Below are 25,656 nucleotides of genomic sequence, written 5' to 3'. Positions count from 1 at the left end.
ACAGTGTTTCTATTTATAAGGAACTGTTCACACGGTTCCATAAGAAGGTACTCCATGAGTATTTTTGAAAACTTATACACCAGCAGGAAATCGCAGCTCGACGAATGGGTTGCAGCACTCGATAGCCACATTGCCTGCGTTCAGGATAAAGGCCGCAGCCAAAGTCAGCCGACGTTACTATTGGCTGACGGTTTTGATGTGGAAAATTATGCACCTGCGATGTGGCAATTCCCAGATGGACATAGCGCACCTATTTCTAATTTTGCTAGCCAGCAAAATTGGCTAAGAACGCTATGTGCCATGAGCGTCGTTACGGGTAATGAGAGTTACCAGCAACACGCTATGGCACAAAGCGAATATTTCCTGGATCATTTCGTTGATGATAATAGCGGCCTGTTCTTCTGGGGCGGTCACCGCTTTATTAATCTGGATACGCTGGCAGGCGAAGGGCCAGAATCCAAAGCTCAGGTGCATGAATTAAAGCACCACCTGCCCTATTACGCGTTATTGCATCGTGTTAATGCGGAAAAGACGCTGAATTTCTTTCAGGGTTTCTGGAACGCGCACGTCGAAGACTGGGATTCACTGGATCTGGGTCGTCATGGTGATTACAGCAAAAAACGCGATCCGAATGTTTTCCTACATGCCCGCCATGATGTCGTCGATCCGGCACAGTGGCCTGTTCTGCCATTAACGAAGGGGCTGACTTTTGTTAATGCTGGCACAGACCTGATTTATGCAGCGTTCAAATACGCAGAATATACGGGCGATAGTCACGCCGCGGCCTGGGGTAAGCATCTTTATCGCCAATACGTTTTGGCTCGCAACCCAGAAACCGGTATGCCGGTGTATCAGTTCAGTTCACCACAGCAGCGCCAGCCGGTGCCGGAAGACGATAACCAGACGCAATCCTGGTTTGGCGATCGTGCTCAACGCCAGTTTGGCCCAGAGTTCGGTGAAATCGCGCGTGAAGCCAATGTGCTGTTTCGCGATATGCGCCCACTGCTGATTGATAACCCACTGGCAATGTTGGATATTCTCCGCACGCAGCCTGATGCAGAAATGCTGAACTGGGTTATTTCAGGGCTAAAAAATTACTATCAGTACGCCTACGATGTCACCAGCAATACACTGCGCCCGATGTGGAACAACGGCCAGGACATGACAGGCTACCGTTTTAAACGCGATGGCTATTATGGTAAAGCGGGTACGGAATTAAAACCGTTTGCATTAGAAGGTGATTATTTATTACCGCTGGTTCGTGCTTATCGTCTGAGCGGCGATGAGGACCTGTATGCTCTAGTTAACACCATGCTGACACGGCTGAACAAAGAAGAGATTCAGCACATCGCCAGCCCGGTACTTTTGTTGACCGTTATCGAACTGGCCGATCACAAACAATCAGAATCCTGGGCACATTACGCCGCGCAGTTGGCTGACGTTTTGTTTGAACAACATTTCCACCGTGGTTTGTTCGTTCGCTCCGCACAGCATCGTTATGTTCGTCTGGATGATACCTATCCGCTGGCTTTACTGACTTTCGTTGCCGCTTGTCGCAACAAATTAAACGATATCCCACCGTATCTGACACAAGGTGGATATGTTCACGGGGATTTTCACGTTAATGGGGAAAATAGAATTGTTTATGACGTGGAATTAATTTATCCAGAGTTATTAACAGCTTAATTTTATGTTTTTTTTAATGGTTCACAATTAATCAATAGGTAAGCATTATGAATGAAAACAGAATGCTGGGGTTAGCCTATATCTCCCCCTATATTATAGGGCTGATAGTTTTTACCGCTTTCCCCTTTGTTTCGTCATTTATCCTCAGTTTTACTGAGTATGATTTGATCAATCCGCCTGAATTTACGGGGCTAGAAAACTATCACCGTATGTTCCTGGAAGATGATCTCTTTTGGAAATCCATGGGCGTCACCTTTGCCTATGTATTTCTGACCATTCCATTGAAATTAATCTTCGCATTGTTAATTGCGTTTGTACTTAATTTCAAATTACGTGGTATCGGTTTCTTCCGTACTGCTTACTATGTGCCTTCTATTCTGGGCAGCAGCGTGGCAATCGCCGTTCTGTGGCGTGCACTGTTCGCTATCGATGGCTTGTTAAACAGCTTCCTCGGCGTGTTTGGCTTTGACGCTATCAACTGGCTGGGCGAACCGTCGCTGGCACTGATGTCGGTAACGCTGTTGCGCGTATGGCAGTTCGGTTCCGCCATGGTTATCTTCCTGGCTGCATTGCAGAACGTTCCGCAATCTCAGTATGAAGCGGCGATGATCGACGGTGCATCTAAATGGCAAATGTTCCTGAAAGTAACGGTACCGCTGATTACGCCAGTTATTTTCTTTAACTTTATCATGCAGACCACTCAGGCGTTCCAGGAATTTACGGCACCTTACGTCATTACTGGCGGTGGTCCAACGCACTACACCTACCTGTTCTCGCTCTATATCTACGATACGGCGTTCAAGTATTTTGATATGGGCTACGGTGCTGCATTGGCATGGGTTCTGTTCCTGGTTGTTGCGGTATTTGCGTCTATCTCCTTTAAGTCGTCGAAATACTGGGTGTTCTACTCCGCTGATAAAGGAGGAAAAAATGGCTGACATGCATTCAAACCTGACGACAGCACAAGAAATTGCTGCTGCAGAAGTACGCCGCACGCTGCGTAAAGAAAAAATCAGTGCCGCTATCCGTTACGTGGTTCTGCTGTTCGTTGGCTTGCTGATGCTTTATCCACTGGCGTGGATGTTCTCAGCATCGTTCAAACCGAACCATGAGATCTTCACCACGTTGGGTCTGTGGCCAGAACACGCCACTTGGGACGGTTTCGTTAACGGTTGGAAAACCGGTACGGAATACAATTTCGGTCACTACATGATTAACACGTTCCAGTATGTGATTCCGAAAGTGGTTCTGACCGTTATTTCCTCGGTGATTGTGGCTTACGGCTTCGCTCGCTTTGACATTCCGTGGAAGAACTTCTGGTTTGCTACGCTGATTACTACCATGCTGCTGCCAAGCACCGTACTGTTGATTCCGCAGTACCTCATGTTCCGTGAAATGGGCATGCTGAACAGCTATCTACCACTGTATTTGCCGCTGGCGTTTGCAACACAAGGATTCTTTGTGTTCATGCTAATCCAGTTCCTGCGTGGGGTACCACGTGATATGGAAGAAGCCGCACAGATCGATGGCTGTAACTCCTTCCAGGTTCTGTGGTATGTGGTCGTGCCGATTTTGAAACCAGCCATCATCTCTGTTGCGCTGTTCCAGTTCATGTGGTCAATGAACGACTTCATCGGTCCGCTGATTTATGTCTATAGCGTGGATAAGTATCCGATTGCGCTGGCGCTGAAAATGTCTATCGACGTTACTGAAGGCGCTCCGTGGAATGAAATTCTGGCCATGTCCAGCATCTCCATTCTGCCATCCATTATTGTTTTCTTCCTGGCACAGCGTTACTTCGTACAAGGCGTGACCAGCAGCGGAATTAAAGGTTAATAGAGGATTTATCATGGCTGAAGTTATTTTCAAAAAGTTGGAAAAAGTATACACCAACGGTTTCAAAGCGGTTCACGGCATCGACCTGACCATTAAAGACGGTGAATTCATGGTTATCGTCGGCCCGTCTGGCTGTGCGAAATCCACTACGCTGCGTATGCTGGCGGGTCTGGAAACCATCAGCGGCGGTGAAGTCCGTATCGGCGAGCGCGTTGTTAACAATCTGGCGCCAAAAGAGCGTGGGATTGCCATGGTGTTCCAGAACTACGCCCTCTACCCTCACATGACGGTAAAAGAGAATCTGGCATTTGGTCTGAAGCTGAGCAAACTGCCTAAAGAGCAAATTGAAGCGCAGGTTGCTGAAGCGTCCAAAATTCTGGAGCTGGAAGACCTGATGGATCGTCTGCCGCGCCAGCTGTCTGGTGGTCAGGCACAGCGTGTGGCCGTAGGCCGTGCCATCGTTAAAAAGCCAGATGTGTTCCTGTTTGACGAACCGTTATCTAACCTGGATGCCAAACTGCGTGCTTCGATGCGTATCCGTATTTCTGACCTGCATAAGCAGTTGAAGAAAAGCGGTAAAGCAGCAACAACAGTCTATGTTACCCACGATCAGACTGAAGCAATGACCATGGGCGACCGTATCTGCGTCATGAAGCTAGGTCACATTATGCAGGTCGATACGCCAGACAACCTGTACCACTTCCCTGTCAACATGTTCGTTGCTGGCTTCATTGGCTCACCAGAAATGAACATCAAGCCGTGTAAACTGGTCGAGAAAGACGGTCAGATTGGCGTTGTGGTGGGCAACAACGCGCTGGTATTAAACAGCGAGAAGCAAGACAAAGTCCGCAGCTATGTCGGACAAGACGTCTTCTTCGGTGTTCGCCCAGACTATGTTTCCGTGTCAGATACGCCATTTGAAGGCAGCCACTCACAGGGTGAGTTGGTTCGCGTAGAAAACATGGGTCACGAATTCTTTATGTACATTAAAGTCGATGGCTTTGAATTAACCAGCCGTATTCCTTATGACGAAGGTCGGCTGATTATCGAGAAGGGACTGCATCGTCCGGTGTATTTCCAGTTCGACATGGAAAAATGCCATATTTTTGATGCAAAAACAGAAAAAAATATCTCTCTTTAACAGGAGTAGTAACCGATGAAAAAAGCGATCCTACACACGTTAATAGCTTCATCTCTGGCATTAGTGGCAATGCCTTCTTTCGCCGCTGATAATGTTGAATTGAGAATGTCCTGGTGGGGCGGCAACAGCCGTCACCAGCAGACGCTCAAAGCCATTGAAGAGTTCCACAAACAGCATCCGAACATCACGGTGAAAGCGGAATACACCGGATGGGACGGTCACCTGTCTCGTCTGACTACACAGATTGCCGGTAACACCGAGCCAGATGTGATGCAGACTAACTGGAACTGGCTGCCGATTTTCTCTAAAAACGGTACTGGCTTTTATGATCTGAACAAAGTGAAAGATACTCTGGATCTGGCACAGTTCGATCCTAAAGAGCTGCAAAGCACCACGGTCGAAGGGAAACTGAACGGTATTCCAATTTCCGTTACTGCTCGCGTGTTCTACTTCAACACCGAAAGCTGGCAAAAAGCGGGACTGGAATATCCGAAAACGTGGGACGAACTGCTGAACGCCGGTAAAGTGTTCAAAGAAAAACTGGGCGACCAATACTACCCTATCGTGTTGGAACACCAGGATTCTCTGGCACTGCTGAACTCTTACATGGTTCAGAAATACAACATCCCTGCTATCGATGTAAAAAGTCAGAAATTCGCCTACACCGATGCGCAATGGGTTGAATTCTTTGGCATGTATAAGAAATTGATCGACAGCCATGTCATGCCTGATGCGAAATACTATGCCTCTTTCGGCAAGAGCAACATGTATGAGATGAAGCCATGGATCAACGGCGAGTGGTCTGGTACTTACATGTGGAACTCCACCATTACCAAGTACTCTGACAACCTGCAACCACCAGCAAAACTGGCATTGGGTAACTATCCGATGCTGCCTGGTGCGAAAGATGCCGGCTTGTTCTTCAAACCTGCGCAGATGCTGTCTATCGGTAAGTCAACCAAGCATCCTAAAGAATCTGCTCAGCTGATCAACTTCCTGCTGAACAGCAAAGAAGGTGCTCAAGCTCTGGGTCTGGAACGTGGTGTACCGTTAAGTAAAGCTGCTGTGGCTCAGCTGACTGCTGATGGCATCATCAAAGATGATGCACCAGCCGTTGCCGGGTTGAAACTGGCGCTGGCTCTGCCACATGACGTTGCCGTTTCTCCTTATTTCGACGATCCGCAAATCGTTTCTCTGTTTGGTGATACCATCCAGTCTATCGATTACGGTCAGAAATCTGTGGAAGACGCAGCGAAATACTTCCAGCGTCAATCTGAGCGCATTCTGAAGCGCGCAATGAAATAACGTCGTATCCGATTTAGACTGTAATTCATCCCTGCCGCACCGACGGCAGGGATTTTTCATTTAAATTAAAACAACCGCTATATTCAATTCGATCTCCCTCACAATTTGAAACCCCATTTTACTTTTTGTTACCCAAACCGATCTCGATCACAGAACGTAGTTTAATAATAAATAAAATAGAACTTGTCCCAAAAAGCATAATGCGTGTTTTTATTAGAGATATCCTAACCAATAGGGAATATAACAATGAAAGTTAAATTACTAGCTCTGGCAGTTACGTCATTAATTAGTGTGAACGCAATGGCTGTAACGATCGATTACCGTCATGAAATGCAAGATACCGCTAAAGGTGATCATAAAGATCGTCTTTCAATGTCTCACCGTTTTGATAATGGTTTTGGTATTTCCGTTGAGGCTAAATGGAAAAACGGTGACTCAACACCAGATAAACCTCTTAATGAACCGGTAAGTAACGGTACAGAAGTAAAAGCTAGTTATGCCTATAAAATCAATGACACATTCTCTTTGGAACCTGGTTTAACATTTGAATCAAATAATACAAGCAGCACCTACAAACCGTACTTAACCGGTAAGGTTAACATCGTTAAAGATCTATCTTACTCATTACGTTATCGCCCTTACTATACCCGTACAAGCGGTAATATTGGCAAAGCCAATACCTCAGAAAATGGCTATAACCTCACTGGTACATTAAGTTATAAATTCCTGAAAGATTTTGGTATCAGTTATGAAACTGATTATAAAAAATCCAACAGAGCGAATAACTACCAGGCCGATAATGAAACATGGAAGATTGATCACAACGTAAAACTGTCCTACAAGTGGGATAAAAACTGGACGCCTTATGTTGAAGTCGGAAATATTGCCGCTGATAAACTCAGCGATGAACGTCAGACTCGTTATCGTGTTGGTGTGCAATACAACTTCTAATAACGGCTTTGTTATTTAAATAAGCATTATTAGTTGGCAAAAGGGATGTTAGTGTTAGTTGGTTCAATCAGTTTTATTATTAACGTCCCTTTATTATGATGTCGTAGGTTAAGCAAGTTAGTTACGTTTCGTTGTTACATGTAGTGTCGTTAAATGCGTTTTAGCTGTTGCAATTGCTGTGTCTGATTTACCCTCTTCGTGTATGAATGTTATTTCTTTATTAAAGTTTGCGGTTCAGGGTAGTCATTTTTTCTCCGATGTGATGGCTACCCTATTTTTTACCATCGCCCAACGATTTCCCCCCTCCTTCCCTTTGTCAGGTGATCTATCATGATTGTTCGTTCTCTGCTTGTCGGGGCCATTATGATGTCTGTAAATGGATTAAGTTACGCTCAACCTGTTTTTCCTGTCTGGCCACACGGTGAAGCGCCGGGAGCCTCTTCTTCAACGGCACAGCCGCAGGTGGTCGAACGGAGCAAAGATCCCTCTCTTCCCGATCGGGCAGCAACCGGGATTCGCAGTCCCGAAATTACCGTTTATCCGGCAGAGAAGCCCAATGGTATGGCGTTACTCATTACGCCTGGCGGTTCTTACCAGCGCGTCGTGTTGGATAAGGAAGGTAGCGATCTGGCACCGTTCTTTAATCAACAGGGCTACACCCTTTTCGTGATGACCTATCGCATGCCTGGAGAAGGCCATAAAGAAGGCGCAGATGCCCCGTTAGCCGATGCCCAACGTGCCATCAGAACCCTGAGAGCCAACGCCGAGAAGTGGCACATTAACCCACAGCGTATCGGTATTATGGGATTCTCCGCGGGTGGTCATGTTGCTGCCAGCCTGGGAACCCGCTTCGCCCAGTCCGTTTACCCCGCGACGGATGCCATTGACAACGTAAGCGCACGCCCTGATTTCATGGTGCTGATGTACCCTGTCATTTCAATGCAGGCGAATATTGCGCACGCCGGTTCGCGCAAACAGTTAATCGGCGAGCAGCCAACGGAAGCGCAGGTGCTGCGTTATTCTCCAGAGAAACAGGTTACCGCTCAGACGCCACCCACGTTTCTGGTGCATGCCGTTGACGATCCGTCAGTGTCGGTTGATAACAGTCTGGTGATGTTCAGCGCACTACGGGAAAAACAGATCCCCGTCGAAATGCATCTCTTTGAGAAGGGGAAACACGGTTTCGGCCTGCGCGGTACCAAAGGGCTTCCTGCGGCAGCCTGGCCTCAGTTGCTGGACAATTGGCTGCGAGTCTTACCGGTAAGTAACGAACCGTCGAAATAAATCGTTACGCCGTCACTGCTTCCGCAGACAGGGATAATCTCTTATACTGTATAAAATAACAGTTTCATTTGAGAAGTTTCATGACTGCGGAAGGACACCTGCTGTTTTCTGTTGCCTGCGCGATTCTGGCTAAGAAAGTTGAGCTATCGCCTGCGCTGGCTACCGGAGACTGGTGGCACATTATTCCCGGTGCACTCCTTACCGCGCTGCTGCCCGATATCGATCACCCTAAATCCGTCCTCGGGCAGCGCCTGAAGTGGCTTTCTTCGCCCATTGCCCGCCTCTTTGGCCATCGCGGGTTTACGCACAGTCTCCTTGCCATCGCTGCCGGTATTTTCTTTATTCAGACGCGCCTGCCGCCGGACTGGCCAATTCCAACCGATGCCTACCATGCCATGATCGTCGGTTATCTGAGCCACATTCTCGCTGATATGCTGACGCCATCGGGCGTCCCTCTGCTGTGGCCCTGTCGCTGGCGTTTCCGTTTGCCAATTTTAAACAGCCAAAAAGGCAATCAGTTGGAACGCTTTCTGTGCATTGCCTGTATCGGCTTTTCGCTGTACCAGCCACAAAAAAATCTGGACTGCTGCACCTACGAACAGTCATTTCGCTTTTTGCAGTCAGCGCAAACTTACCTCTTCCAATACGTGAAGTAACAGCGTTACCTACCGTCAGACATATCCCTGTAACATGATGGCAAAAGACCTGCTATCCTGTGCGCGTTTGTTATTTTTCATCGCAAAAAATCACGCTACCTCCACCGATCTACGTTACCGCGCAAGATCGTAGGCAGCGTGGCGCGACTCACTGATAGGGAGCAAAGCCGGATGAATTTTCCGCTACTCATAAATATTCTGCTATTTGTCGTATTACTGCTCGGATTAGGTTACGCCAGCCGTAACCCATCCTGGAGTCTGGCCAAGAAAGTGTTGCTGGGTTTGGTTGTCGGGGTGCTATTTGGTCTGGCACTGCATCTGATTTATGGTGGCGACAACCCGGTTGTTAAACAGTCCATCTCCTGGTTTAACATCGTAGGTAATGGCTATGTGCAGCTGTTGCAGATGATCGTCATGCCGCTGGTCTTTATCTCCATCCTCAATTCCGTTGCTAAGCTGCATAACGCCTCGTCATTAGGGAAAATCAGCGTATTGACGCTGTCCACTCTACTGATCACCACGCTGATTTCTGCGTTGGTCGGCGTATTTGTGACTAACCTGTTTGGCCTGACGGCTACCGGACTGGTGCAAGGTGCGCAGGAAACCGCGCGATTAACGGCAATCGAAAGCAACTATGCGGGTAAAGTCGCCGACCTTAACGTGCCTCAGCTTATCCTGTCATTCATCCCTAAAAACCCGTTTGCTGAACTGACTGGCGCGAACCCAACGTCTATCATCAGCGTCGTCGTCTTTGCAGCCTTCCTTGGCGTAGCAGCGCTACAGCTGTTGAAAGATGACGCCGTCAAAGGCGAGCGCGTTTTAACCGCCATTGACACGCTGCAATCCTGGGTGATGAAGCTTGTTCGTTTGGTAATGAAATTAACGCCTTATGGTGTTATGGCGCTGATGACCAAAATGGTCGCCAGCTCTAACCTGCAAGACATCCTCAAGCTGGGCAGCTTCGTTGTCGCCTCCTATCTGGGGCTGGCGATTATGTTCGGCGTTCATGCACTGATTCTGTCTTTCACAGGCATCAATCCGGCACGTTTTTATCGCAAAGTGTGGCCGGTACTGACGTTCGCATTTACCAGCCGTTCCAGCGCGGCGACAATTCCACTCAGCATTGAGGCGCAAACACGCCGCATTGGCGTACCACAATCTATCGCCAGCTTTGCCGCATCTTTTGGCACGACAATCGGTCAGAACGGCTGTGCGGGGCTTTACCCAGCGATGCTGGCCGTGATGGTCGCGCCAACGGTCGGTATCAACCCGCTGGATCCTGTCTGGATCGCGACGCTGGTCGGTATCGTCACCATCAGTTCTGCTGGCGTAGCCGGTGTGGGCGGTGGTGCCACCTTTGCCGCATTAATCGTTCTGCCCGCGATGGGGCTGCCGGTGACGCTTGTCGCGCTGCTAATCTCCATTGAGCCGCTTATCGATATGGGCCGTACCGCGCTTAACGTCAGCGGTTCAATGACGGCAGGTACCGTCACCAGCCAGTTGATGAAGCAGACGGACAAAACGGTTTTCAACGCTCAGGATGACGCTGAGTTGACGCACCGCTAAGTCCACACTTGCTGCACAAAAGAAAACGCCAACGGCTGATGCTGTCGGCGTTTTCTTTATGACGGACCGTTGCTACGCAACGTTGGAAAATGTTCCCTACGTTTTTTTATGACGCGTATCTAACAATGATATCGTGCCATCGGGCTAGTTAGCGCTGCGGGTTAGTATCGTAAGCCTGGCAGCTCTGGAAGCCTTTATTGAGAACATGTCCCGTGTCGCTGTAGCTCACAAAATAGTTCTGCGCAGTACCATCACGGTTCTTCAGCAGATAATCACTACAGGTGCCTTTGGCATTCACCAGTCGTTTTTCCACTCCGCTACCTGCAAGTTGATGAACCTGCTGCTTCGTCATTCCCACTTTCACATCTTTCACCACAGGCTCATTCACATAGCTTTCTGCTTTGTTATAAGCCGAACATCCCGCCAGCATGACAGCACCTGCTGCCGCAATACATACCAGTAATCTGTTATTCTTCATCTCATCACCTCATTATTAATGGGTCACTCTAAGGCTAGTCGGCGGCGACCACTTTTTCAAATCATAACGCAGGGATGTAACATATTGGCCGATAGTCAAAAACCGGTTATCTATAGGGAAAATGACTACCTGACAGCTTGTTCTTTTTCTTCACGCCAATTCGTTTTACACTCAGGGTATCGTAATAATTCTTTTGCAGTATCAATAAGTTCAGGAGAGGATGGCATGTCATTACAAAACGACATTATCACTGCGTTGGGAGTAAAAAGCAGCATCAACCCAGCACAGGAAATCCGTGTTAGCGTTGATTTTTTAAAGAATTATCTGAATGCTCACCCGTTCGTTACGTCGTTAGTTTTGGGCATCAGCGGTGGTCAGGATTCTACGCTGGCCGGCAAACTGTGCCAGACGGCTATCACGGAATTACGCAATGAGACCGGAAATTCTCGCTATCAGTTCATCGCCGTGCGACTGCCTTACGGCGTGCAGGCGGATGAAGCCGACTGTCAGGACGCCATCGCCTTCATCCAACCAGACCGCGTATTAACCGTCAACATCAAACCTGCTATCGAAGCCAGTGAAGCCACCTTACGTGCCATTGGCGTAGAGCTTTCCGATTTTGTCAAAGGTAACGAGAAAGCCAGAGAACGCATGAAAGCGCAGTACAGCATCGCAGGCATGAATGCCGGGCTTGTCGTCGGCACCGATCATGCAGCAGAGGCGGTAACGGGCTTTTTCACCAAATACGGTGATGGCGGTACCGATATCAACCCGATTTTCCGACTGAATAAGCGTCAGGGTAAAGCGCTATTGCACGAACTTGGCTGCCCTTCTCATCTTTATACCAAAGCCCCCACCGCCGATCTGGAAGAAGACCGTCCGTCCCTCCCGGATGAAGTCGCATTGGGCGTCACCTATGAACAGATCGACGACTATCTGGAAGGTAAGCAGATCGAGGCTAACGATGCGGCCATTATCGAAAACTGGTATCGCAAAACTGAACACAAGCGTCGGCCGCCGATTACCGTTTTTGATGATTTCTGGCGATAAATCATTGTGATGAGCAAACCGGACGCAGATAACGGCGTCCGGTTTGTTCTTGGTTTCTTCTGCACAGACCTCATAACTGGGAATAAACATGACGCCACAGCGCGCCACGCTCACGGGCCTACTGGCGATCGTTTTATGGAGCACATCCGTCGGGCTTATCCGTAGTCTGACAGAAGCGCTCGGCCCCATCGGCGGCGCCGCGATGATTTATTCCACCAGCACGCTATGTCTTCTGGCCTTTTATGGTCTTCCCCGCATTAAAACGCTACCCAGAATCTATTTATTCGCAGGCGGTGCGATGTTTGTCTGCTACGAGATATTTCTGTCACTGTCCATCGGGCTAGCGGATAGCCGCATGCAGGCGATAGAAATAGGGATGATTAACTATTTGTGGCCCAGTTTGACCATTCTTTTTTCTCTTTTTATCAATCAGCAGAAAAGCCGTTTCCTGCTCTGGCCCGGTCTCGCACTCGCGCTGGGCGGCATTGTGTGGATTATGAAAGGAGAAAGCGATTGGACACCAGAACTGCTGTGGAACAACGTTCTTGCTAACCCGCTGGCCTACAACCTGGCATTTTCTGCGGCCTTGACCTGGGCGCTCTACTGCAATATCACTAAACGTTACGGGCAGGGAAAAAGCGGCGTCTCGCTGTTTTTTTTCATCACCGCCCTCATACTCTGGACGCAGTATTCCTTCAGTGCCGAAAGTGCGATTTCATTAACATTGCCAAGTTCGCTGCAACTGCTCTTTATGGGCGCATCAACCGCATTGGCCTATTCCGCCTGGAATACTGGTATTCAGCATGGCAACCTAACATTTCTGGCAACCGCCTCTTATTTCACGCCCGTGCTTTCCACACTATTGGCCGCGTTCTGGCTCAATATCACGCCCACCATTTCATTTTGGCAAGGCGTCGTCATGGTCACGGCAGGCTCGCTGCTTTGCTGGTACGCGACGCGTACGCCGACAAGCTGATCCTCAACCGTCCCCACGGTTTTCGTCTGGACTTCCTGACCAATAAAAACCCTAATCTGCTCGTGGTCATATTTTTCTTACTAACCTGTTATAGTCGTCCTCACATTTCGTTACCTAAAAAATAGTCACACATGTTAAGGCGTTTCTTTTCGTACTATTCCCCTTACAAAGGGTTATTCGTCCTCGATTTCGGCTGTGCCATTATCGCTGGTCTGCTTGAATTAGGGTTTCCGATGGCGATTAAAGCGTTCATCGACAAACTATTGCCGGATCAGGACTGGTCGCTGATCCTGTTAGCGTCGGTGGCGCTATTGGCGGTGTACCTGCTGAATACCGCGCTGATGGCCATCGTCAACTATTGGGGACATGCGCTGGGCGTGGGTATTGAAACCGATATGCGCCGGCAGGCATTTGAGCACCTGCAAAATTTGCCGTTCCGTTACTACGACAATATGAAGACCGGCCATATCATCACCCACGTCACCAAAGATCTGGAAGAAGTGGGGGAAATTGCCCATCACGGCCCGGAAGACCTCTTCCTCGCGATCATGACGTTTATTGGTGCGTTCATACTGATGGCGACGGTTCACCTGAATCTGGCGCTGCTGACGATTATTATCGTGCCGTTCATGACGTATCTCGTCAGCCGTTACGGCGCGCGCATGACAGAGACCTGGCGCCAGCTTTTCGGTCAGGTGGGCAACTTCAACACCCGAATTGAAGAGAGCGTGGGTGGTATTCGCGTCGTTAAAGCGTTTGCCAATGAAGATCATGAGAAGAAACTGTTCTCCCACGACAACGAAAACTACCGTCGTACCAAGTTGCAGGCCTATCGCATCATGACCGCCAGCATGACGCTCAGTTATCTCAGCACGCGCCTGATACAGCTTATCGTGATGCTGGCCGGTATTTGGTATGTCATTCAGGGCGAACTCAGCTACGGCGGTTTTATCGGCTTCCTGCTGCTGATTGAGGTTTTCTTCCGACCGGTCGCCAAAATTACCTCGGTGTTGGAGAGCTATCCCAAAGGTATTGCGGGATTCAAACGCTTTACTCAACTGATCGACACCGTTCCCGAGATTGCCGACGCCCCCGATGCGCATGATGCCGGGCCGCTGAAAGGCGATATCCGCTTTAATCAGGTGAGCTTTGGTTATTCTGCCGATCGTCCGATTCTGCGTAATATCGACCTGTCGATTCGCGCAGGGGAAACCGTGGCGTTTGTTGGCCCATCTGGTGCGGGCAAAACCACGCTCTGTTCCCTGCTTCCCCGCTTCTACGATTTAACCAGCGGAGCCATCACCATTGACGGCATGGATATCCGCCAGATGACGCAGGCGTCACTACGCAGTCAAATCGGCATCGTACAGCAGGATGTCTTCCTGTTCGGCGGCACCATTCGGGAAAACATCGCTTACGGTAAGCTTGATGCCAGCGATGAAGAAATCATGGAAGCCGCACGGCGTGCGCGGTTAGATGAGCTGATCGAAAATCTGCCTGACGGATTGGATACCGTGGTCGGCGAGCGCGGCGTTAAACTCTCAGGTGGACAAAAGCAGCGTTTATCGATCGCGCGAATTTTCCTGAAAAACCCGCCGATCTTGATTCTGGACGAAGCGACATCTGCACTGGATACCGCGACAGAGCAGGCGATACAGCAGTCGCTCAGCGAGCTTTCCGCAGGACGTACCACGTTGATCATCGCCCACAGACTGGCAACCATACAGAATGCCGGGCGCATTGTGGTGGTGGATAACGGCAGCATCATTGAGCAAGGCAGCCATCAGGTACTGCTGGATCAAAGTGGTATCTATGCCAGATTACATCAGGCGCAGTTCGGTCAGGCCTGATTGCGATCTCCCTCGGCGAGGGTTCTCCTCGCCTTTTTCTCTCTGCTTTCCCACATAGATGTGACTTCAGAGGTTTCCCTTGCAATAAATTGCATTTAAAATGCATCTATTATGATTTCATCAGGACATGACGCACATGGCGAGGAAACCCCTGGGAAAATACCGACAGCGGGAGATCCGTACCGTCGGATTGATGATCGAACTGTATGAAAAGCATCATCCTGAAACCGACGATAACGCGCAGTATAAAGACTTATTTAATTACGCCATCAAGCGTCTGGAACACTGCCAGTTCGGTGAAGATAAACCCGCGTGTAAGCATTGCCCCATTCACTGCTATCAACCCGCCAGACGTGAGGCGATAAAAGCGATTATGCGTTGGTCGGGGCCACGGATGTTGTTACGCCACCCGATTTTGGCAATACGCCATTTAATTGACGATCATCGACCAGTGCCGGACTATCCGAAAAAAGAGACCGCGCCAAAAGTGTCAATCGGGCGGGCAACCCGCTTAGCTTCGCAGCATACGGCACCAGCAGATACCGAATCGACGTTGAAATAGATAATGTGAAGACGAATAAGATAGGAAAAGGCCGCTTGCGCGGCCTTTTTGGGTGACACTGTTACTCTTTGGGAGAGGCGTTCTCTACCCTGCTTTTTAGCTTTTGCCCCGGACGGAACGTGACCACACGGCGCGCCGTAATCGGAATATCTTCGCCAGTTTTTGGGTTACGTCCCGGACGTTGGTTCTTGTCTCGCAAATCAAAATTGCCAAAACCTGACAACTTGACCTGCTCGCCATTTTCCAAAGCGCGACGAACTTCTTCAAAAAACAGCTCGACTAGCTCTTTGGCATCCCGTTTGCTCAGCCCGAGCTTCTCAAACAGGTATTCTGACATTTCAGCTTTAGTAAGCGCCATAGGTTCAATCCCTCAAGGATGCTTGGAATCGCTGTTTTAATGCTGCTACGCATTCTGCAACGGTAGCGGCAATTTCCTCTTCTGCCAGTGTACGCGTGGTATCTTGCAGGGTCAGACTGATAGCCAGACTCTTATAACCTTCCGCTACGCCCTTCCCTCGGTACACGTCGAATAAGTTTACGCCAACTAACTGATTTGCGCCAACTTTCTTACACTCAGCCAAAATATCGCCCGCAGGGACATTTTCAGCGACCACAACGGCGATATCGCGACGGTTCGCCGGGAAGCGGGAAATCTCGTTCGCCTCAGGCAATACGCGGTCTGCGACCTTATCCCACAACAATTCGAACACCACGGTGCGCCCGTTAAGATCCAACTTGCGCTCCAGTTCTGGGTGAATAACGCCAATAAATCCAATGCGTTCTCCGCACAGATAAATAGCAGCACTTTGTCCTGGATGCAATGCCGGATTATTTTCGGCCTTGAACTCAACCTCAGACAACTTGCCCGTCAATGCCAGTACCGCTTCCAAATCGCCTTTTAAATCATAGAAGTCAACGGCCTGACGCGCCAGATCCCAATGCTCTTCATAACGGGTGCCAGTAATCACACCCGCCAGCATCAGATCCTGGCGAATACCCAGGTCAGCACTGGTGTCCGGTACAAAACGGAGGCCGCTTTCAAACAGGCGCAGGCGGCTTTGTTGACGGTTTTGGTTATACACCGCAGCACTCAGCAAGCCACTCCACAGCGATAAACGCATCACCGACATCTCTGCGGAAATCGGGCTCGGCAGGCTCAGCGACGCTTCATTAGGGTGGATTAACCCCTGAATTTTCGGGTCAACAAAACTGTAAGTAATTGCTTCTTGATACCCGTGATCGACTAATAATGTTTTCACGCGCTTCAATGACAGTGACGCTTCGCGATGCGAGGTCATAATCAACGGAGCTTGAGTCGGAATATTCGGAATGTTGTTATAGCCGTAAATACGCGCGACTTCTTCAACCAGATCCTCTTCAATTTCCATGTCGAAGCGCCAGCTCGGTGCCGTCGCCTGCCAACCTGCATCGGTTTTCGCGACGTTACAGCCCAAACGTTGCAGAATATCGCTCACCTGCTCATCCGCAATCACATGGCCAATCAGACGATCCAGCTTTTCACGGCGCAGCGTAATCGTTGCGCGCGTCGGCAAGTCTGCCTCACTGGTAACATCAACCACCGGACCCGCTTCACCACCACAGATATCAATCAGCAGACGAGTCGCGCGTTCAATGGCTTTGTGCTGTAACGCCGGATCAACACCACGCTCGTAGCGGTGAGAAGCATCAGTGTGCAAACCGTGACGACGTGCGCGTCCAGTAATCGACAGCGGATTGAAATAAGCGCATTCCAGCAGAACGTTTTGTGTCTCTTCATTGACGCCAGAATGTTCGCCGCCAAAGATACCGCCCATCGCCAGCGCATTCTGCTGGTCAGCGATAACCAGCGTATCCGCATTCAGCTTCGCTTCATTACCATCCAGCAACGTCAGCGTTTCGCCTTCTGTCGCCATACGCACGATAATGCCGCCGCTGAGACGGTCAAGATCGAACGCGTGCATTGGTTGACCGAACTCCAGCAGAACGTAGTTAGTCACGTCAACCACTGGATCGATAGAACGAATACCGCAACGACGCAGTTTTTCACGCATCCACAGCGGCGTTGCCGCCTTAACGTTGATGCCTTTCACCACACGGCCTAAGTAACGCGGGCATGCCTGCGGCGCATCGACCTGAATCGGGAAAGTATCCTGAATCGTCGCGGCAACGGGCTCAATAGTCGGTTCATTCAACGCCAGTTGATTCAACACGGCGACATCACGCGCCACACCGATGATACCGAGGCAATCTGCACGGTTCGGCGTCACGCTGATTTCAATCGCGTTGTCATCCAGCTTCAGGTACTCACGGATATCCGTGCCAATCGGCGCATCTACTGGCAGCTCGATGATGCCATCGTGATCGTCGGAAATGCCCAACTCGGAAAATGAGCACAGCATGCCTTCAGACGGCTCGCCACGCAGCTTGGCGGCTTTGATTTTAAAATCGCCCGGCAATACGGCTCCCACCGTCGCCACCGCCACTTTAAGGCCTTGACGGCAGTTCGGCGCACCACAGACGATGTCCAGCAGGCGATCACCGCCTACATTGACTTTCGTCACACGCAGTTTGTCTGCGTTCGGGTGCTGCCCACATTCAACCACTTCACCGACAACCACGCCGTGGAATGCGCCAGCAACAGGCTCAACGCCATCCACTTCCAGCCCTGCCATCGTGATCTGTTCAGATAGAGTTTCACTGTCAACTGCCGGGTTTACCCACTCGCGTAACCAGAGTTCACTGAATTTCATGATGTATACCCGCCTTACTTAAACTGTTTGAGGAAACGCAGATCGTTTTCGAAGAATGCACGCAGATCGGTCACGCCGTAACGCAACATCGTCAGACGCTCCATACCCATACCGAACGCGAAGCCGGAATACACTTCTGGGTCGATACCGACATTACGCAGGACATTCGGGTGCACCATGCCGCAGCCCAGAACTTCCAGCCATTTACCGTTTTTACCCATCACATCCACTTCAGCAGACGGTTCGGTAAACGGGAAATAAGACGGGCGGAAACGAACCTGCAAATCTTCCTCAAAGAAATTACGCAGGAAATCATGCAGCGTACCTTTCAGGTTGGTGAAGCTGATATCTTTATCGACGATCAACCCTTCCATCTGATGGAACATCGGCGTGTGGGTCTGATCGTAATCGTTACGATAAACGCGACCAGGCGCGATGATACGGATAGGCGGTTGCTGCTTTTCCATGGTACGAATCTGAACGCCAGAAGTCTGTGTACGCAGCAGGCGTGTAGCATCAAACCAAAACGTGTCGTGGTCAGCACGCGCAGGGTGATGCCCTGGAATATTCAGCGCATCAAAGTTGTGATAGTCATCTTCGATCTCTGGCCCGGTAACAACCGAAAAACCCAGCTCGCCGAAAAAGGTTTCGATACGATCGATGGTACGCGTCACCGGATGCAGGCCACCATTTTCAATGGTGCGGCCCGGCAGGGAGACATCAATGGTTTCTTGCGCCAGACGCGCATTTAGCTCAGCGGATTCCAGCATGTGCTTACGGGCATTCAGCGCGTCCTGAACGTCTTGCTTAGCCTGGTTAATGACAGCACCAGCCGCAGGGCGTTCTTCAGCCGGCAACTCGCGCAGCGAGGTCATCTGAAGGGTTAAGTGACCTTTTTTGCCCAGATATTCGACGCGCACATTTTCCAGTGCGGCAACATCCTGAGCCTCTTCTATAGCTGTTCTGGCTTTGGCAACCAGCTCTGCGAGATGTGGCATTGTGTTCCTCTTTTTCTGCCTATGTGGCCAACGGTCATGATTGAAGAATGTCGTTTTACTCAAAACGATAAATGTTACTAAAAACAAGAGTAAAAACCGATTATTGTAAACAAAAAAGCCTCCCTATGGGGAGGCTTAAGCGCTACTTTTCGTTTCTTTTCTTACGCGCAAAGCCCCCTGAATTCAGGCGCTAAAGTAAAAAAAGAAACGGAAAATAGCAGCGTTCATACTTGCGTTACCTTTGTCTTATAAATAATAAAAACTAAAAGTGTAAAACTCGACGAAAAGAGGGAGCCAAAGCTCCCTCTCTCAACTGACTTACGCCAGTGCTGCTTTCGCTTTTTCGACCAGCGCGCTGAACGCTAACTTATCGAATACTGCGATATCAGCCAGAATCTTACGGTCAATTTCAACAGAGGCTTTTTTCAGGCCGTTGATGAATTTGCTGTAAGACAAACCGTTTTGACGAGCTGCCGCATTGATACGTGCAATCCACAGCTGGCGGAATTGACGTTTACGTTGACGACGGTCGCGGTAAGCGTATTGACCAGCTTTGATTACTGCCTGGAAGGCAACACGATAAACACGCGAACGGGCACCGTAGTAACCTTTCGCTTGTTTCAATATTTTCTTGTGACGTGCACGGGCAACTACACCACGTTTTACGCGAGCCATATGCTCTCTCCTAAAGTCTTATTCTGAATTAAAAAAAGGTTACTTATGCGTACGGCAGACATGCGATAACAAGACCCAGATCCCCTTTGGAGACCAGACCTTTTGGACGCAGGTGACGTTTACGCTTAGTTGACTTTTTGGTCAGAATATGACGCAGGTTAGCATGCTTACGCTTAAAACCACCGCTTGCGGTTTTTTTAAAGCGTTTAGCGGCGCCACGTACTGTTTTGATCTTTGGCATTGTTATTTCCACTTCGCATTGTTAATAAAACGAATCAGATAAGGCGAACAAAGCCGTACAACACAGAGGTTGTACGGTCTTGCTACTTGAATGCCTTACTGTTTCTTCTTCGGTGCTAGCACCATGATCATCTGGCGGCCTTCGATCTTCGATGGGAAGGATTCGACAACTGCCAGTTCACTCAGATCGTCACGAACGCGGTTAAGCACTTCCATACCAATCTGTTGGTGCGCCATTTCACGACCGCGGAAACGCAGTGTGATTTTAGCTTTGTCACCGTCTTCAAGAAAGCGAATCAGGTTGCGTAGTTTGACCTGATAGTCGCCATCATCGGTACCAGGTCGGAATTTGATTTCCTTGACCTGAATAACTTTTTGTTTTTTCTTCTGTTCCTTTGTGGACTTACTCTTCTCATAAAGGAACTTGCCGTAATCCATAATTCGGCAAACCGGCGGCTCGGCGTTCGGACTGATTTCAACTAAATCAACACCTGCTTCTTCGGCTTTTTCTAATGCTTCATTTAGACTTACGATGCCCAGCTGTTCGCCTTCGACGCCTGATAGGCGTACCTCGTGTGCGCGAATCTCTCTGTTGATGCGATTAGGACGCGCCGGTTGAACTCGTTTTCCGCCTTTAATACTTATACCTCCAATTGATGAAGACTACGGCTGCGAATCTCTTGTTGCAGCTTACTGATGACTTCACTGACGTCCAGGCTCCCCAGGTCTTTACCGCGGCGAGTACGGACAGCAACTTTTCCTGCCTCGACCTCTTTGTCGCCACAAACCAGCATATAGGGAACACGTCGTAAAGTGTGTTCGCGGATTTTAAAGCCAATCTTCTCATTTCTCAAGTCTGCTTTTACACGAATGCCCGCTTCTTGCAGTTTTCGGGTCAATTCGTTGACATAATCAGACTGGCTATCGGTGATATTTATAATCACCGCTTGAACCGGGGCTAACCAGGTCGGGAAGAAACCGGCGAATTCTTCGGTCAGAATACCGATAAAACGCTCCATTGATCCCAAAATAGCCCGGTGGATCATAACCGGAACCTGACGCTCGTTGCTTTCGCCAACGTAAGACGCGTTCAGACGACCCGGTAATGAAAAGTCGAGTTGCACCGTACCACACTGCCACGCACGATCCAAACAGTCATGCAAGGTAAATTCAATTTTTGGGCCGTAGAACGCCCCTTCACCCGGCTGATAGGCGAATTCGATGTTGTTTTCAGTCAACGCGGCAGCCAAATCGGCCTCAGCGCGATCCCACATCTCATCGCTACCAATACGTTTTTCAGGACGCGTAGACAGTTTCACCACGATTTTTTCAAAACCGAAGGTGCTGTACATGTCATACACCATCTTGATACAACTGTTCACTTCATCACGAACCTGCTCTTCCGTACAAAAAATGTGCGCATCGTCCTGAGTGAAGCCACGCACGCGCATTAAGCCATGCAGAGAGCCTGACGGCTCATTACGGTGACAGCTACCGAACTCGGCCATACGCAGCGGCAGATCGCGGTATGATTTCAATCCCTGATTGAAAATCTGTACGTGGCCTGGGCAGTTCATCGGCTTGATGCAGTATTCACGGTTTTCTGATGACGTCGTGAACATCGCTTCTTTGTAGTTTTCCCAGTGACCGGTTTTTTCCCACATCACGCGATCCATCATGAATGGACCTTTTACTTCCTGATACTGGTACGATTTCAGCTTCATACGTACAAACGCTTCCAACTCGCGGAAGATCGTCCAGCCGTCGTTGTGCCAGAAAACCATACCTGGCGCTTCTTCCTGCATATGGTACAGGTCAAGCTGTTTGCCGATCTTGCGGTGGTCGCGCTTAGACGCTTCTTCAAGACGTTGCAGGTAAGAAGCCAGTTGCTTTTTATCTGCCCATGCGGTGCCGTAAATGCGTTGCAGCATTTTGTTTTTGCTGTCGCCACGCCAGTAAGCGCCGGACGTTTTCTGCAATTTGAAATGGTGGCAGAAACGCATATTCGGTACGTGCGGACCACGGCACATATCGATGTATTCTTCATGGTGATACAGACCCGGACGATCGTCACGACTGATGTTTTCATCAAGAATCGCAATTTTGTAGGTCTCGCCGCGTGCAGCGAACGCATCGCGCGCTTCTTGCCAACTGACTTTTTTCTTAATGACGTCATAGTCAGTGTCGGCAAGCTCATGCATACGCTTTTCGAGCAGCTCAATATCTTCCTGAGTCAGGGTACGGTCGATATCAACGTCATAGTAAAAACCGTTATCGATAACTGGACCAATCGCCATTTTGGTATCTGGCCACAGTTGCTTAATCGCATGGCCCAGTAGGTGCGCACAGGAGTGGCGAATAATTTCCAGACCGGCTTCATCTTTAGCGGTGATGATGGCTAACTGCGCATCGGTATCGATCTTATCACTGGCATCAACCAGTTCGCCATTGACACGTCCTGCGATACAGGCTTTTGCCAGACCGGGACCAATATCAAGTGCAACATCGAGGGGAGAAACGGCGTGGTCGTAATGACGCTGACTTCCATCAGGAAGAGTGATAACTGGCATTATAATTCCCTTATTTACAGTGGTGAGCCACACGAAAGCTCACATGCAAAAAATCGCATATCAATTGAAAATCAAAAGTGTTAACCCTGCTATTTCTCTTTACTCTGTGAAATATATACACATGATGCGAACACTAAAGGTGCGCATTAGCGTGACATGGATAACGTCGGGGGCAATAATACACCTTATAACTTACGTGTTAAAGCCGGATGGGTAGCCTGTTCATCTTTGCATCGTGATGAACAGGCTACGGAGGAGTTTACTGTGTCTGCACAGACTTCAGCGATGCATTATTTTTGCGGGACAATCGGAAGCCAAGCCAAATAATGGCAATCCAGAACGGAATTAAGATGACCGAAATTCGAATCCCCGGAGACAGCAGCATAATCACAAGAATCCCCGCCAGAAACGCCAGACACAGGTAGTTACCCCACGGATACCAAAAGGCTTTAAACGCAGGAACAATGCCCTTCTCTATCATCGCCTGACGAAAACGCAGGTGAGCAAAGCAAATCATGATCCAGTTAATCACCAGCGTTGAAACCACCAGCGCCATCAACAACTCAAAGGCTTTGCCTGGCATCAGGTAGTTGATCGCTACGCCGAACGATGTCGCTAATGCTGACAGCGCAATAGAACGAACGGGAACACCACGTGCGTTGACCTTCGCAAGAGATTTTGGCGCATTTCTCTGTTTTGCCAAACCGTACAGCATCCGGCTATTGCAGTACACACCGCTGTTGTAAACCGATAACGCTGCCGTGAGTACCACGATGTTAAGTACGTTTGCCACTATATTGCTATTCAGCGCCTGGAAAATCAGGACAAACGGACTCCCGCCATCGACGACATTTCCCCACGGATAAAGCGATAACAAAATAGACAGCGCGCCGATATAGAAAATCAGGATGCGATAGACCACCTGATTGGTCGCCTGAGGAATAGAGCGCTTCGGATCGGCTGCTTCGGCAGCGGTAATTCCCACCAATTCCAGACCGCCGAATGAAAACATGATCACGGCCATCGCCATGATCAATCCGCTTGCGCCATTCGGCATGAATCCACCGTGGATCCATAAGTTACGCACCGTTGCCGTTTCGCCGCCATTGCCACTCAGCAGCAACCAACTGCCGAAGACAATCATCCCAACGATGGCAAGCACTTTGATAAGGGCAAACCAGAATTCCGTTTCCCCAAACATCCGCACATTAACCAGATTGATAAGGTTGATCAGCACGAAGAATATCGCTGCGGACAGCCAGGTTGGCGTTTCAGGCCACCAGTATTGGATATAAATCCCCACGGCCGTCAGTTCAGCCATCCCTACCAGAATAAACATCGCCCAGTAGTTCCAGCCAGCCAGAAAGCCCGCAAAATCGCCCCAGTACTTATAGGCAAAATGGCTAAACGAACCCGCTACCGGTTCTTCCACCACCATCTCGCCCAGCTGTCGCATAATCAGAAACGCAATCATTCCAGCAACCGCATAGCCCAATAAAACGGACGGCCCAGCCATTTGGATAGTCTGTGATATCCCTAAAAACAATCCGGTACCAATCGCGCCACCCAGCGCAATCAGTTGAATATGTCGGTTCTTTAACCCTCGTTTTAAAACCAATTCCTGTTTATCGTTTGCTATGTTGTTTTGATCATTTGCCATGTTGTTTTTGTGCTTCCTGTAAAGCCTTCTTCATTTTATAACAATGCCAGCTCACACCATCAGCATGAAGGATGGTGTGAGCTGGCAAAGGAATAGATGTTTACGCGTTACACAGTGATTGAACCATTAACGTTCCGGGATGACACTTTTAAACGTTAACTCCACATCATCACGATCGCGCTCAGCGGCAAGCGCTTCAGGCTCACTTATCTCTGCATTCTGAGGCAACAGTTTTTTCAATAGCGCTAACTGCTGGCGTTGCTGCTCTACGATTTCCTGCAGCAATTTCACTTGCTCATTCGCTCTGACACTTGCCCGATTAACAAAAAACCAGACCAGCGCGGTCAGCAGCACAATTAGTAAGACAAAAACCACTTCTAATATGTTCACAACGACTCCACTTATAACCACTTATGACAGGTACCTGTGGGCTATCTTAACACCGTGGCATAGCCAAGTTCGATACCCAACCCTATCCGTTATCCACATCGTGTTGATGCGCATCGCTATCGTATTGGTGCAAAAATAAAAAAAGCCTGTCGACAAGGACAGGCTCAGGCATTGATAGGGAATATCAGAAAGGATAATCGTGGTAACCCATTTGCTCAGAGATATTTCTGGCCGCAGTGTGCAGCATAGCCACATATTCGTGTTTATTATCTTCTGAAAAACGAATCGTTGGGAAAGAAATACTGAGACCAGCAATCACCACGCCAAAACGATCAAATACTGGCACAGCAATACAACGCAGCCCTTCTTCCTGCTCTTCGTTGTCTTCCCCGTAGCCTTGCTCACGCACGACATCCAATTGGTTGAGAAGAGCTTCAGCAGAACACAGCGTGTGCGGCGTACTGCGCGTGAATTCGACAGTCGACAGAACCTCTTCCACTTCGCCGCGATCGCGCCATGCCAACAGCACTTTCCCAATTGCGGTACTGTGCAGCGGATTACGGCGACCAATGCGCGAATACATACGCAGGTTATACATCGAGTCAATTTTGTGGATATAAACGATGCCGTCTTCATCCAACGCGCCAAGGTGGATTGTTTCCCGCGTTAGTGCAGACAACTCACGCATCTGTATATCCGCACTGCGGATTAAATCTACGTTCTGCAATGCCTTTGCCCCAAGTTCAAACAACTTGAGCGTCAGCGAATATTTCTCTGATTCACCTTCCTGCGCAACATAGCCCAGGGATTTCATCGTCTGCAAGAAGCGGTAAACGGTACTCTTAGACATCATGACGCGCTGAGAAAGCTCGGTAATACCAATTTCTCTCTCTTCACCTAATGCCTGTAAAATACCAAAAACCTTTAAAACGGACGACACGGAATCGGGTTGTTTATCTAAATCTGCACTAGCCATTTTTGTGGTTACCCTACTCAGGTTTTTTTGTTTTAAAAAAAATAGAACAATGGTTT

24 protein-coding genes, 1 pseudogene and 1 other annotated feature are annotated in these 25,656 nt (G+C 49.2%); of the genes and pseudogenes, 13 read left to right on the top strand and 12 right to left on the bottom strand.

The window, feature by feature from the left end; translation table 11 throughout:
* The first annotated feature begins 54 nt into the window (after positions 1-54).
* The 9 genes and pseudogenes from pelW (at position 55) to EIP93_RS10695 (ending at position 10,425) form a co-directional block, all read left to right on the top strand.
* Entirely contained in the window at positions 55-1,686 is a 1,632-nt protein-coding gene (gene pelW, locus EIP93_RS10735) for a pectate disaccharide-lyase PelW (RefSeq protein WP_125232694.1), read from the top strand.
* Positions 1,687-1,733: 47 nt separating this feature from the next.
* The gene (locus EIP93_RS10730) at positions 1,734-2,624 is read left to right on the top strand and encodes a carbohydrate ABC transporter permease (RefSeq protein WP_005968854.1); all 891 of its coding nucleotides are present in this window, start codon (positions 1,734-1,736) and stop codon (positions 2,622-2,624) included.
* Positions 2,617-3,522, top strand: coding sequence for a carbohydrate ABC transporter permease (locus EIP93_RS10725; RefSeq protein WP_044207784.1), 906 nt, complete (start codon positions 2,617-2,619; stop codon positions 3,520-3,522). Before EIP93_RS10730 ends, EIP93_RS10725 begins: the two co-directional genes overlap by 8 nt.
* 13 nt (positions 3,523-3,535) lie before the next feature.
* The gene (locus EIP93_RS10720) at positions 3,536-4,663 is read left to right on the top strand and encodes an ABC transporter ATP-binding protein (RefSeq protein WP_044207782.1); all 1,128 of its coding nucleotides are present in this window, start codon (positions 3,536-3,538) and stop codon (positions 4,661-4,663) included.
* A 15-nt stretch (positions 4,664-4,678) separates the two neighbouring features.
* A complete protein-coding gene (locus EIP93_RS10715) occupies positions 4,679-5,968 on the top strand; it encodes an ABC transporter substrate-binding protein (protein WP_107332928.1) in 1,290 nt (429 codons plus the stop codon).
* A gap of 246 nt (positions 5,969-6,214) precedes the next feature.
* Entirely contained in the window at positions 6,215-6,919 is a 705-nt protein-coding gene (locus EIP93_RS10710; RefSeq protein WP_125232693.1) for an oligogalacturonate-specific porin KdgM family protein, read from the top strand.
* A gap of 330 nt (positions 6,920-7,249) precedes the next feature.
* Positions 7,250-8,203 (top strand): pectin acetylesterase PaeX, encoded by a 954-nt coding sequence (gene paeX / locus EIP93_RS10705; protein ID WP_125232692.1) that lies wholly within the window; start codon positions 7,250-7,252, stop codon positions 8,201-8,203.
* Between the two features lie 80 nt (positions 8,204-8,283).
* Positions 8,284-8,790 (top strand): annotated as a pseudogene (locus EIP93_RS10700) (metal-dependent hydrolase); the annotation flags it as partial.
* A 240-nt stretch (positions 8,791-9,030) separates the two neighbouring features.
* The gene (locus EIP93_RS10695) at positions 9,031-10,425 is read left to right on the top strand and encodes an L-cystine transporter (RefSeq protein WP_039275127.1); all 1,395 of its coding nucleotides are present in this window, start codon (positions 9,031-9,033) and stop codon (positions 10,423-10,425) included.
* Positions 10,426-10,573: 148 nt separating this feature from the next.
* Here EIP93_RS10695 and osmE read toward each other — a convergent pair whose 3' ends face one another.
* A complete protein-coding gene (gene osmE / locus EIP93_RS10690) occupies positions 10,574-10,903 on the bottom strand; it encodes an osmotically-inducible lipoprotein OsmE (RefSeq protein WP_103860788.1) in 330 nt (109 codons plus the stop codon).
* A 225-nt stretch (positions 10,904-11,128) separates the two neighbouring features.
* On the opposite strand from osmE, the gene nadE reads away from it, so the two are divergent.
* The 4 genes from nadE to EIP93_RS10670 all read left to right on the top strand — a co-directional run bounded on the left by nadE (position 11,129) and on the right by EIP93_RS10670 (position 15,341).
* Positions 11,129-11,953, top strand: coding sequence for an ammonia-dependent NAD(+) synthetase (nadE, locus tag EIP93_RS10685; RefSeq protein WP_125232691.1), 825 nt, complete (start codon positions 11,129-11,131; stop codon positions 11,951-11,953).
* An 88-nt stretch (positions 11,954-12,041) separates the two neighbouring features.
* Positions 12,042-12,929 carry an aromatic amino acid DMT transporter YddG gene (gene yddG, locus EIP93_RS10680; protein WP_125232690.1) on the top strand — a complete coding sequence of 296 codons (888 nt, stop codon included), beginning with the start codon at positions 12,042-12,044 and terminating at the stop codon, positions 12,927-12,929.
* 131 nt (positions 12,930-13,060) lie between these two features.
* Complete coding sequence (locus EIP93_RS10675) at positions 13,061-14,779, top strand: ABC transporter ATP-binding protein (RefSeq protein ID WP_125232689.1); 1,719 nt, start codon at positions 13,061-13,063, stop codon at positions 14,777-14,779.
* A 136-nt stretch (positions 14,780-14,915) separates the two neighbouring features.
* The gene (locus tag EIP93_RS10670) at positions 14,916-15,341 is read left to right on the top strand and encodes a nitrous oxide-stimulated promoter family protein (RefSeq protein WP_125232688.1); all 426 of its coding nucleotides are present in this window, start codon (positions 14,916-14,918) and stop codon (positions 15,339-15,341) included.
* Between the two features lie 61 nt (positions 15,342-15,402).
* Here EIP93_RS10670 and ihfA read toward each other — a convergent pair whose 3' ends face one another.
* The 11 genes from ihfA to kdgR form a co-directional block, all read right to left on the bottom strand.
* On the bottom strand, positions 15,403-15,699 hold the full coding sequence (ihfA, locus tag EIP93_RS10665; protein WP_009112984.1) for an integration host factor subunit alpha: 297 nt from the start codon (positions 15,697-15,699) through the stop codon (positions 15,403-15,405).
* 4 nt (positions 15,700-15,703) lie between these two features.
* Complete coding sequence (gene pheT / locus EIP93_RS10660) at positions 15,704-18,091, bottom strand: phenylalanine--tRNA ligase subunit beta (protein WP_103970908.1); 2,388 nt, start codon at positions 18,089-18,091, stop codon at positions 15,704-15,706.
* Between the two features lie 14 nt (positions 18,092-18,105).
* Entirely contained in the window at positions 18,106-19,089 is a 984-nt protein-coding gene (gene pheS, locus EIP93_RS10655) for a phenylalanine--tRNA ligase subunit alpha (protein WP_014915263.1), read from the bottom strand.
* A gap of 108 nt (positions 19,090-19,197) precedes the next feature.
* Positions 19,198-19,322, bottom strand: a sequence feature (Phe leader region).
* A complete protein-coding gene (gene pheM / locus EIP93_RS10650; RefSeq protein WP_106120997.1) occupies positions 19,273-19,317 on the bottom strand; it encodes a pheST operon leader peptide PheM in 45 nt (14 codons plus the stop codon). It overlaps the preceding feature by 45 nt.
* 85 nt (positions 19,323-19,407) lie before the next feature.
* The gene (gene rplT, locus EIP93_RS10645; protein ID WP_005968887.1) at positions 19,408-19,764 is read right to left on the bottom strand and encodes a 50S ribosomal protein L20; all 357 of its coding nucleotides are present in this window, start codon (positions 19,762-19,764) and stop codon (positions 19,408-19,410) included.
* Between the two features lie 43 nt (positions 19,765-19,807).
* Entirely contained in the window at positions 19,808-20,005 is a 198-nt protein-coding gene (rpmI, locus tag EIP93_RS10640) for a 50S ribosomal protein L35 (RefSeq protein ID WP_010275699.1), read from the bottom strand.
* A 95-nt stretch (positions 20,006-20,100) separates the two neighbouring features.
* A complete protein-coding gene (gene infC / locus EIP93_RS10635; protein ID WP_095699351.1) occupies positions 20,101-20,643 on the bottom strand; it encodes a translation initiation factor IF-3 in 543 nt (180 codons plus the stop codon).
* Between the two features lie 2 nt (positions 20,644-20,645).
* Positions 20,646-22,574 carry a threonine--tRNA ligase gene (gene thrS, locus EIP93_RS10630; protein WP_044207761.1) on the bottom strand — a complete coding sequence of 643 codons (1,929 nt, stop codon included), beginning with the start codon at positions 22,572-22,574 and terminating at the stop codon, positions 20,646-20,648.
* A 259-nt stretch (positions 22,575-22,833) separates the two neighbouring features.
* Entirely contained in the window at positions 22,834-24,234 is a 1,401-nt protein-coding gene (locus EIP93_RS10625; protein WP_125232687.1) for an amino acid permease, read from the bottom strand.
* A gap of 126 nt (positions 24,235-24,360) precedes the next feature.
* Positions 24,361-24,624: a YebO family protein gene (locus EIP93_RS10620; protein ID WP_103940448.1), complete on the bottom strand. Its 264-nt coding sequence runs from the start codon at positions 24,622-24,624 to the stop codon at positions 24,361-24,363.
* Positions 24,625-24,808: 184 nt separating this feature from the next.
* Positions 24,809-25,600 carry a DNA-binding transcriptional regulator KdgR gene (gene kdgR / locus EIP93_RS10615; RefSeq protein ID WP_103860795.1) on the bottom strand — a complete coding sequence of 264 codons (792 nt, stop codon included), beginning with the start codon at positions 25,598-25,600 and terminating at the stop codon, positions 24,809-24,811.
* Between the last annotated feature and the right edge of the window lie 56 nt (positions 25,601-25,656).

The sequence above is a fragment of the Pectobacterium versatile genome (genome assembly GCF_003932035.1).
In the GTDB taxonomy this organism is placed as follows: domain Bacteria; phylum Pseudomonadota; class Gammaproteobacteria; order Enterobacterales; family Enterobacteriaceae; genus Pectobacterium; species Pectobacterium versatile.
Note: the sequence above shows the minus strand (reverse complement) of the source record. Positions and strands in the feature narration are given on the sequence as shown.

What these genes read in the sequence shown, in the direction of transcription:
- pelW (WP_125232694.1), top strand. Translation starts at nt 55, where the DNA reads ATGAGTATTTTTGAAAACTTATACACCAGCAGGAAATCGCAGCTCGAC.
- EIP93_RS10695 (WP_039275127.1), top strand. Translation starts at nt 9,031, where the DNA reads ATGAATTTTCCGCTACTCATAAATATTCTGCTATTTGTCGTATTACTG.
- ihfA (WP_009112984.1), bottom strand. Translation starts at nt 15,699, where the DNA reads ATGGCGCTTACTAAAGCTGAAATGTCAGAATACCTGTTTGAGAAGCTC.
- nadE (WP_125232691.1), top strand. Translation starts at nt 11,129, where the DNA reads ATGTCATTACAAAACGACATTATCACTGCGTTGGGAGTAAAAAGCAGC.
- EIP93_RS10625 (WP_125232687.1), bottom strand. Translation starts at nt 24,234, where the DNA reads ATGGCAAATGATCAAAACAACATAGCAAACGATAAACAGGAATTGGTT.
- osmE (WP_103860788.1), bottom strand. Translation starts at nt 10,903, where the DNA reads ATGAAGAATAACAGATTACTGGTATGTATTGCGGCAGCAGGTGCTGTC.
- rplT (WP_005968887.1), bottom strand. Translation starts at nt 19,764, where the DNA reads ATGGCTCGCGTAAAACGTGGTGTAGTTGCCCGTGCACGTCACAAGAAA.
- kdgR (WP_103860795.1), bottom strand. Translation starts at nt 25,600, where the DNA reads ATGGCTAGTGCAGATTTAGATAAACAACCCGATTCCGTGTCGTCCGTT.
- EIP93_RS10710 (WP_125232693.1), top strand. Translation starts at nt 6,215, where the DNA reads ATGAAAGTTAAATTACTAGCTCTGGCAGTTACGTCATTAATTAGTGTG.
- EIP93_RS10670 (WP_125232688.1), top strand. Translation starts at nt 14,916, where the DNA reads ATGGCGAGGAAACCCCTGGGAAAATACCGACAGCGGGAGATCCGTACC.
- pheT (WP_103970908.1), bottom strand. Translation starts at nt 18,091, where the DNA reads ATGAAATTCAGTGAACTCTGGTTACGCGAGTGGGTAAACCCGGCAGTT.
- pheS (WP_014915263.1), bottom strand. Translation starts at nt 19,089, where the DNA reads ATGCCACATCTCGCAGAGCTGGTTGCCAAAGCCAGAACAGCTATAGAA.
- EIP93_RS10675 (WP_125232689.1), top strand. Translation starts at nt 13,061, where the DNA reads ATGTTAAGGCGTTTCTTTTCGTACTATTCCCCTTACAAAGGGTTATTC.
- EIP93_RS10725 (WP_044207784.1), top strand. Translation starts at nt 2,617, where the DNA reads ATGGCTGACATGCATTCAAACCTGACGACAGCACAAGAAATTGCTGCT.
- EIP93_RS10730 (WP_005968854.1), top strand. Translation starts at nt 1,734, where the DNA reads ATGAATGAAAACAGAATGCTGGGGTTAGCCTATATCTCCCCCTATATT.
- EIP93_RS10720 (WP_044207782.1), top strand. Translation starts at nt 3,536, where the DNA reads ATGGCTGAAGTTATTTTCAAAAAGTTGGAAAAAGTATACACCAACGGT.
- thrS (WP_044207761.1), bottom strand. Translation starts at nt 22,574, where the DNA reads ATGCCAGTTATCACTCTTCCTGATGGAAGTCAGCGTCATTACGACCAC.
- rpmI (WP_010275699.1), bottom strand. Translation starts at nt 20,005, where the DNA reads ATGCCAAAGATCAAAACAGTACGTGGCGCCGCTAAACGCTTTAAAAAA.
- paeX (WP_125232692.1), top strand. Translation starts at nt 7,250, where the DNA reads ATGATTGTTCGTTCTCTGCTTGTCGGGGCCATTATGATGTCTGTAAAT.
- EIP93_RS10715 (WP_107332928.1), top strand. Translation starts at nt 4,679, where the DNA reads ATGAAAAAAGCGATCCTACACACGTTAATAGCTTCATCTCTGGCATTA.
- yddG (WP_125232690.1), top strand. Translation starts at nt 12,042, where the DNA reads ATGACGCCACAGCGCGCCACGCTCACGGGCCTACTGGCGATCGTTTTA.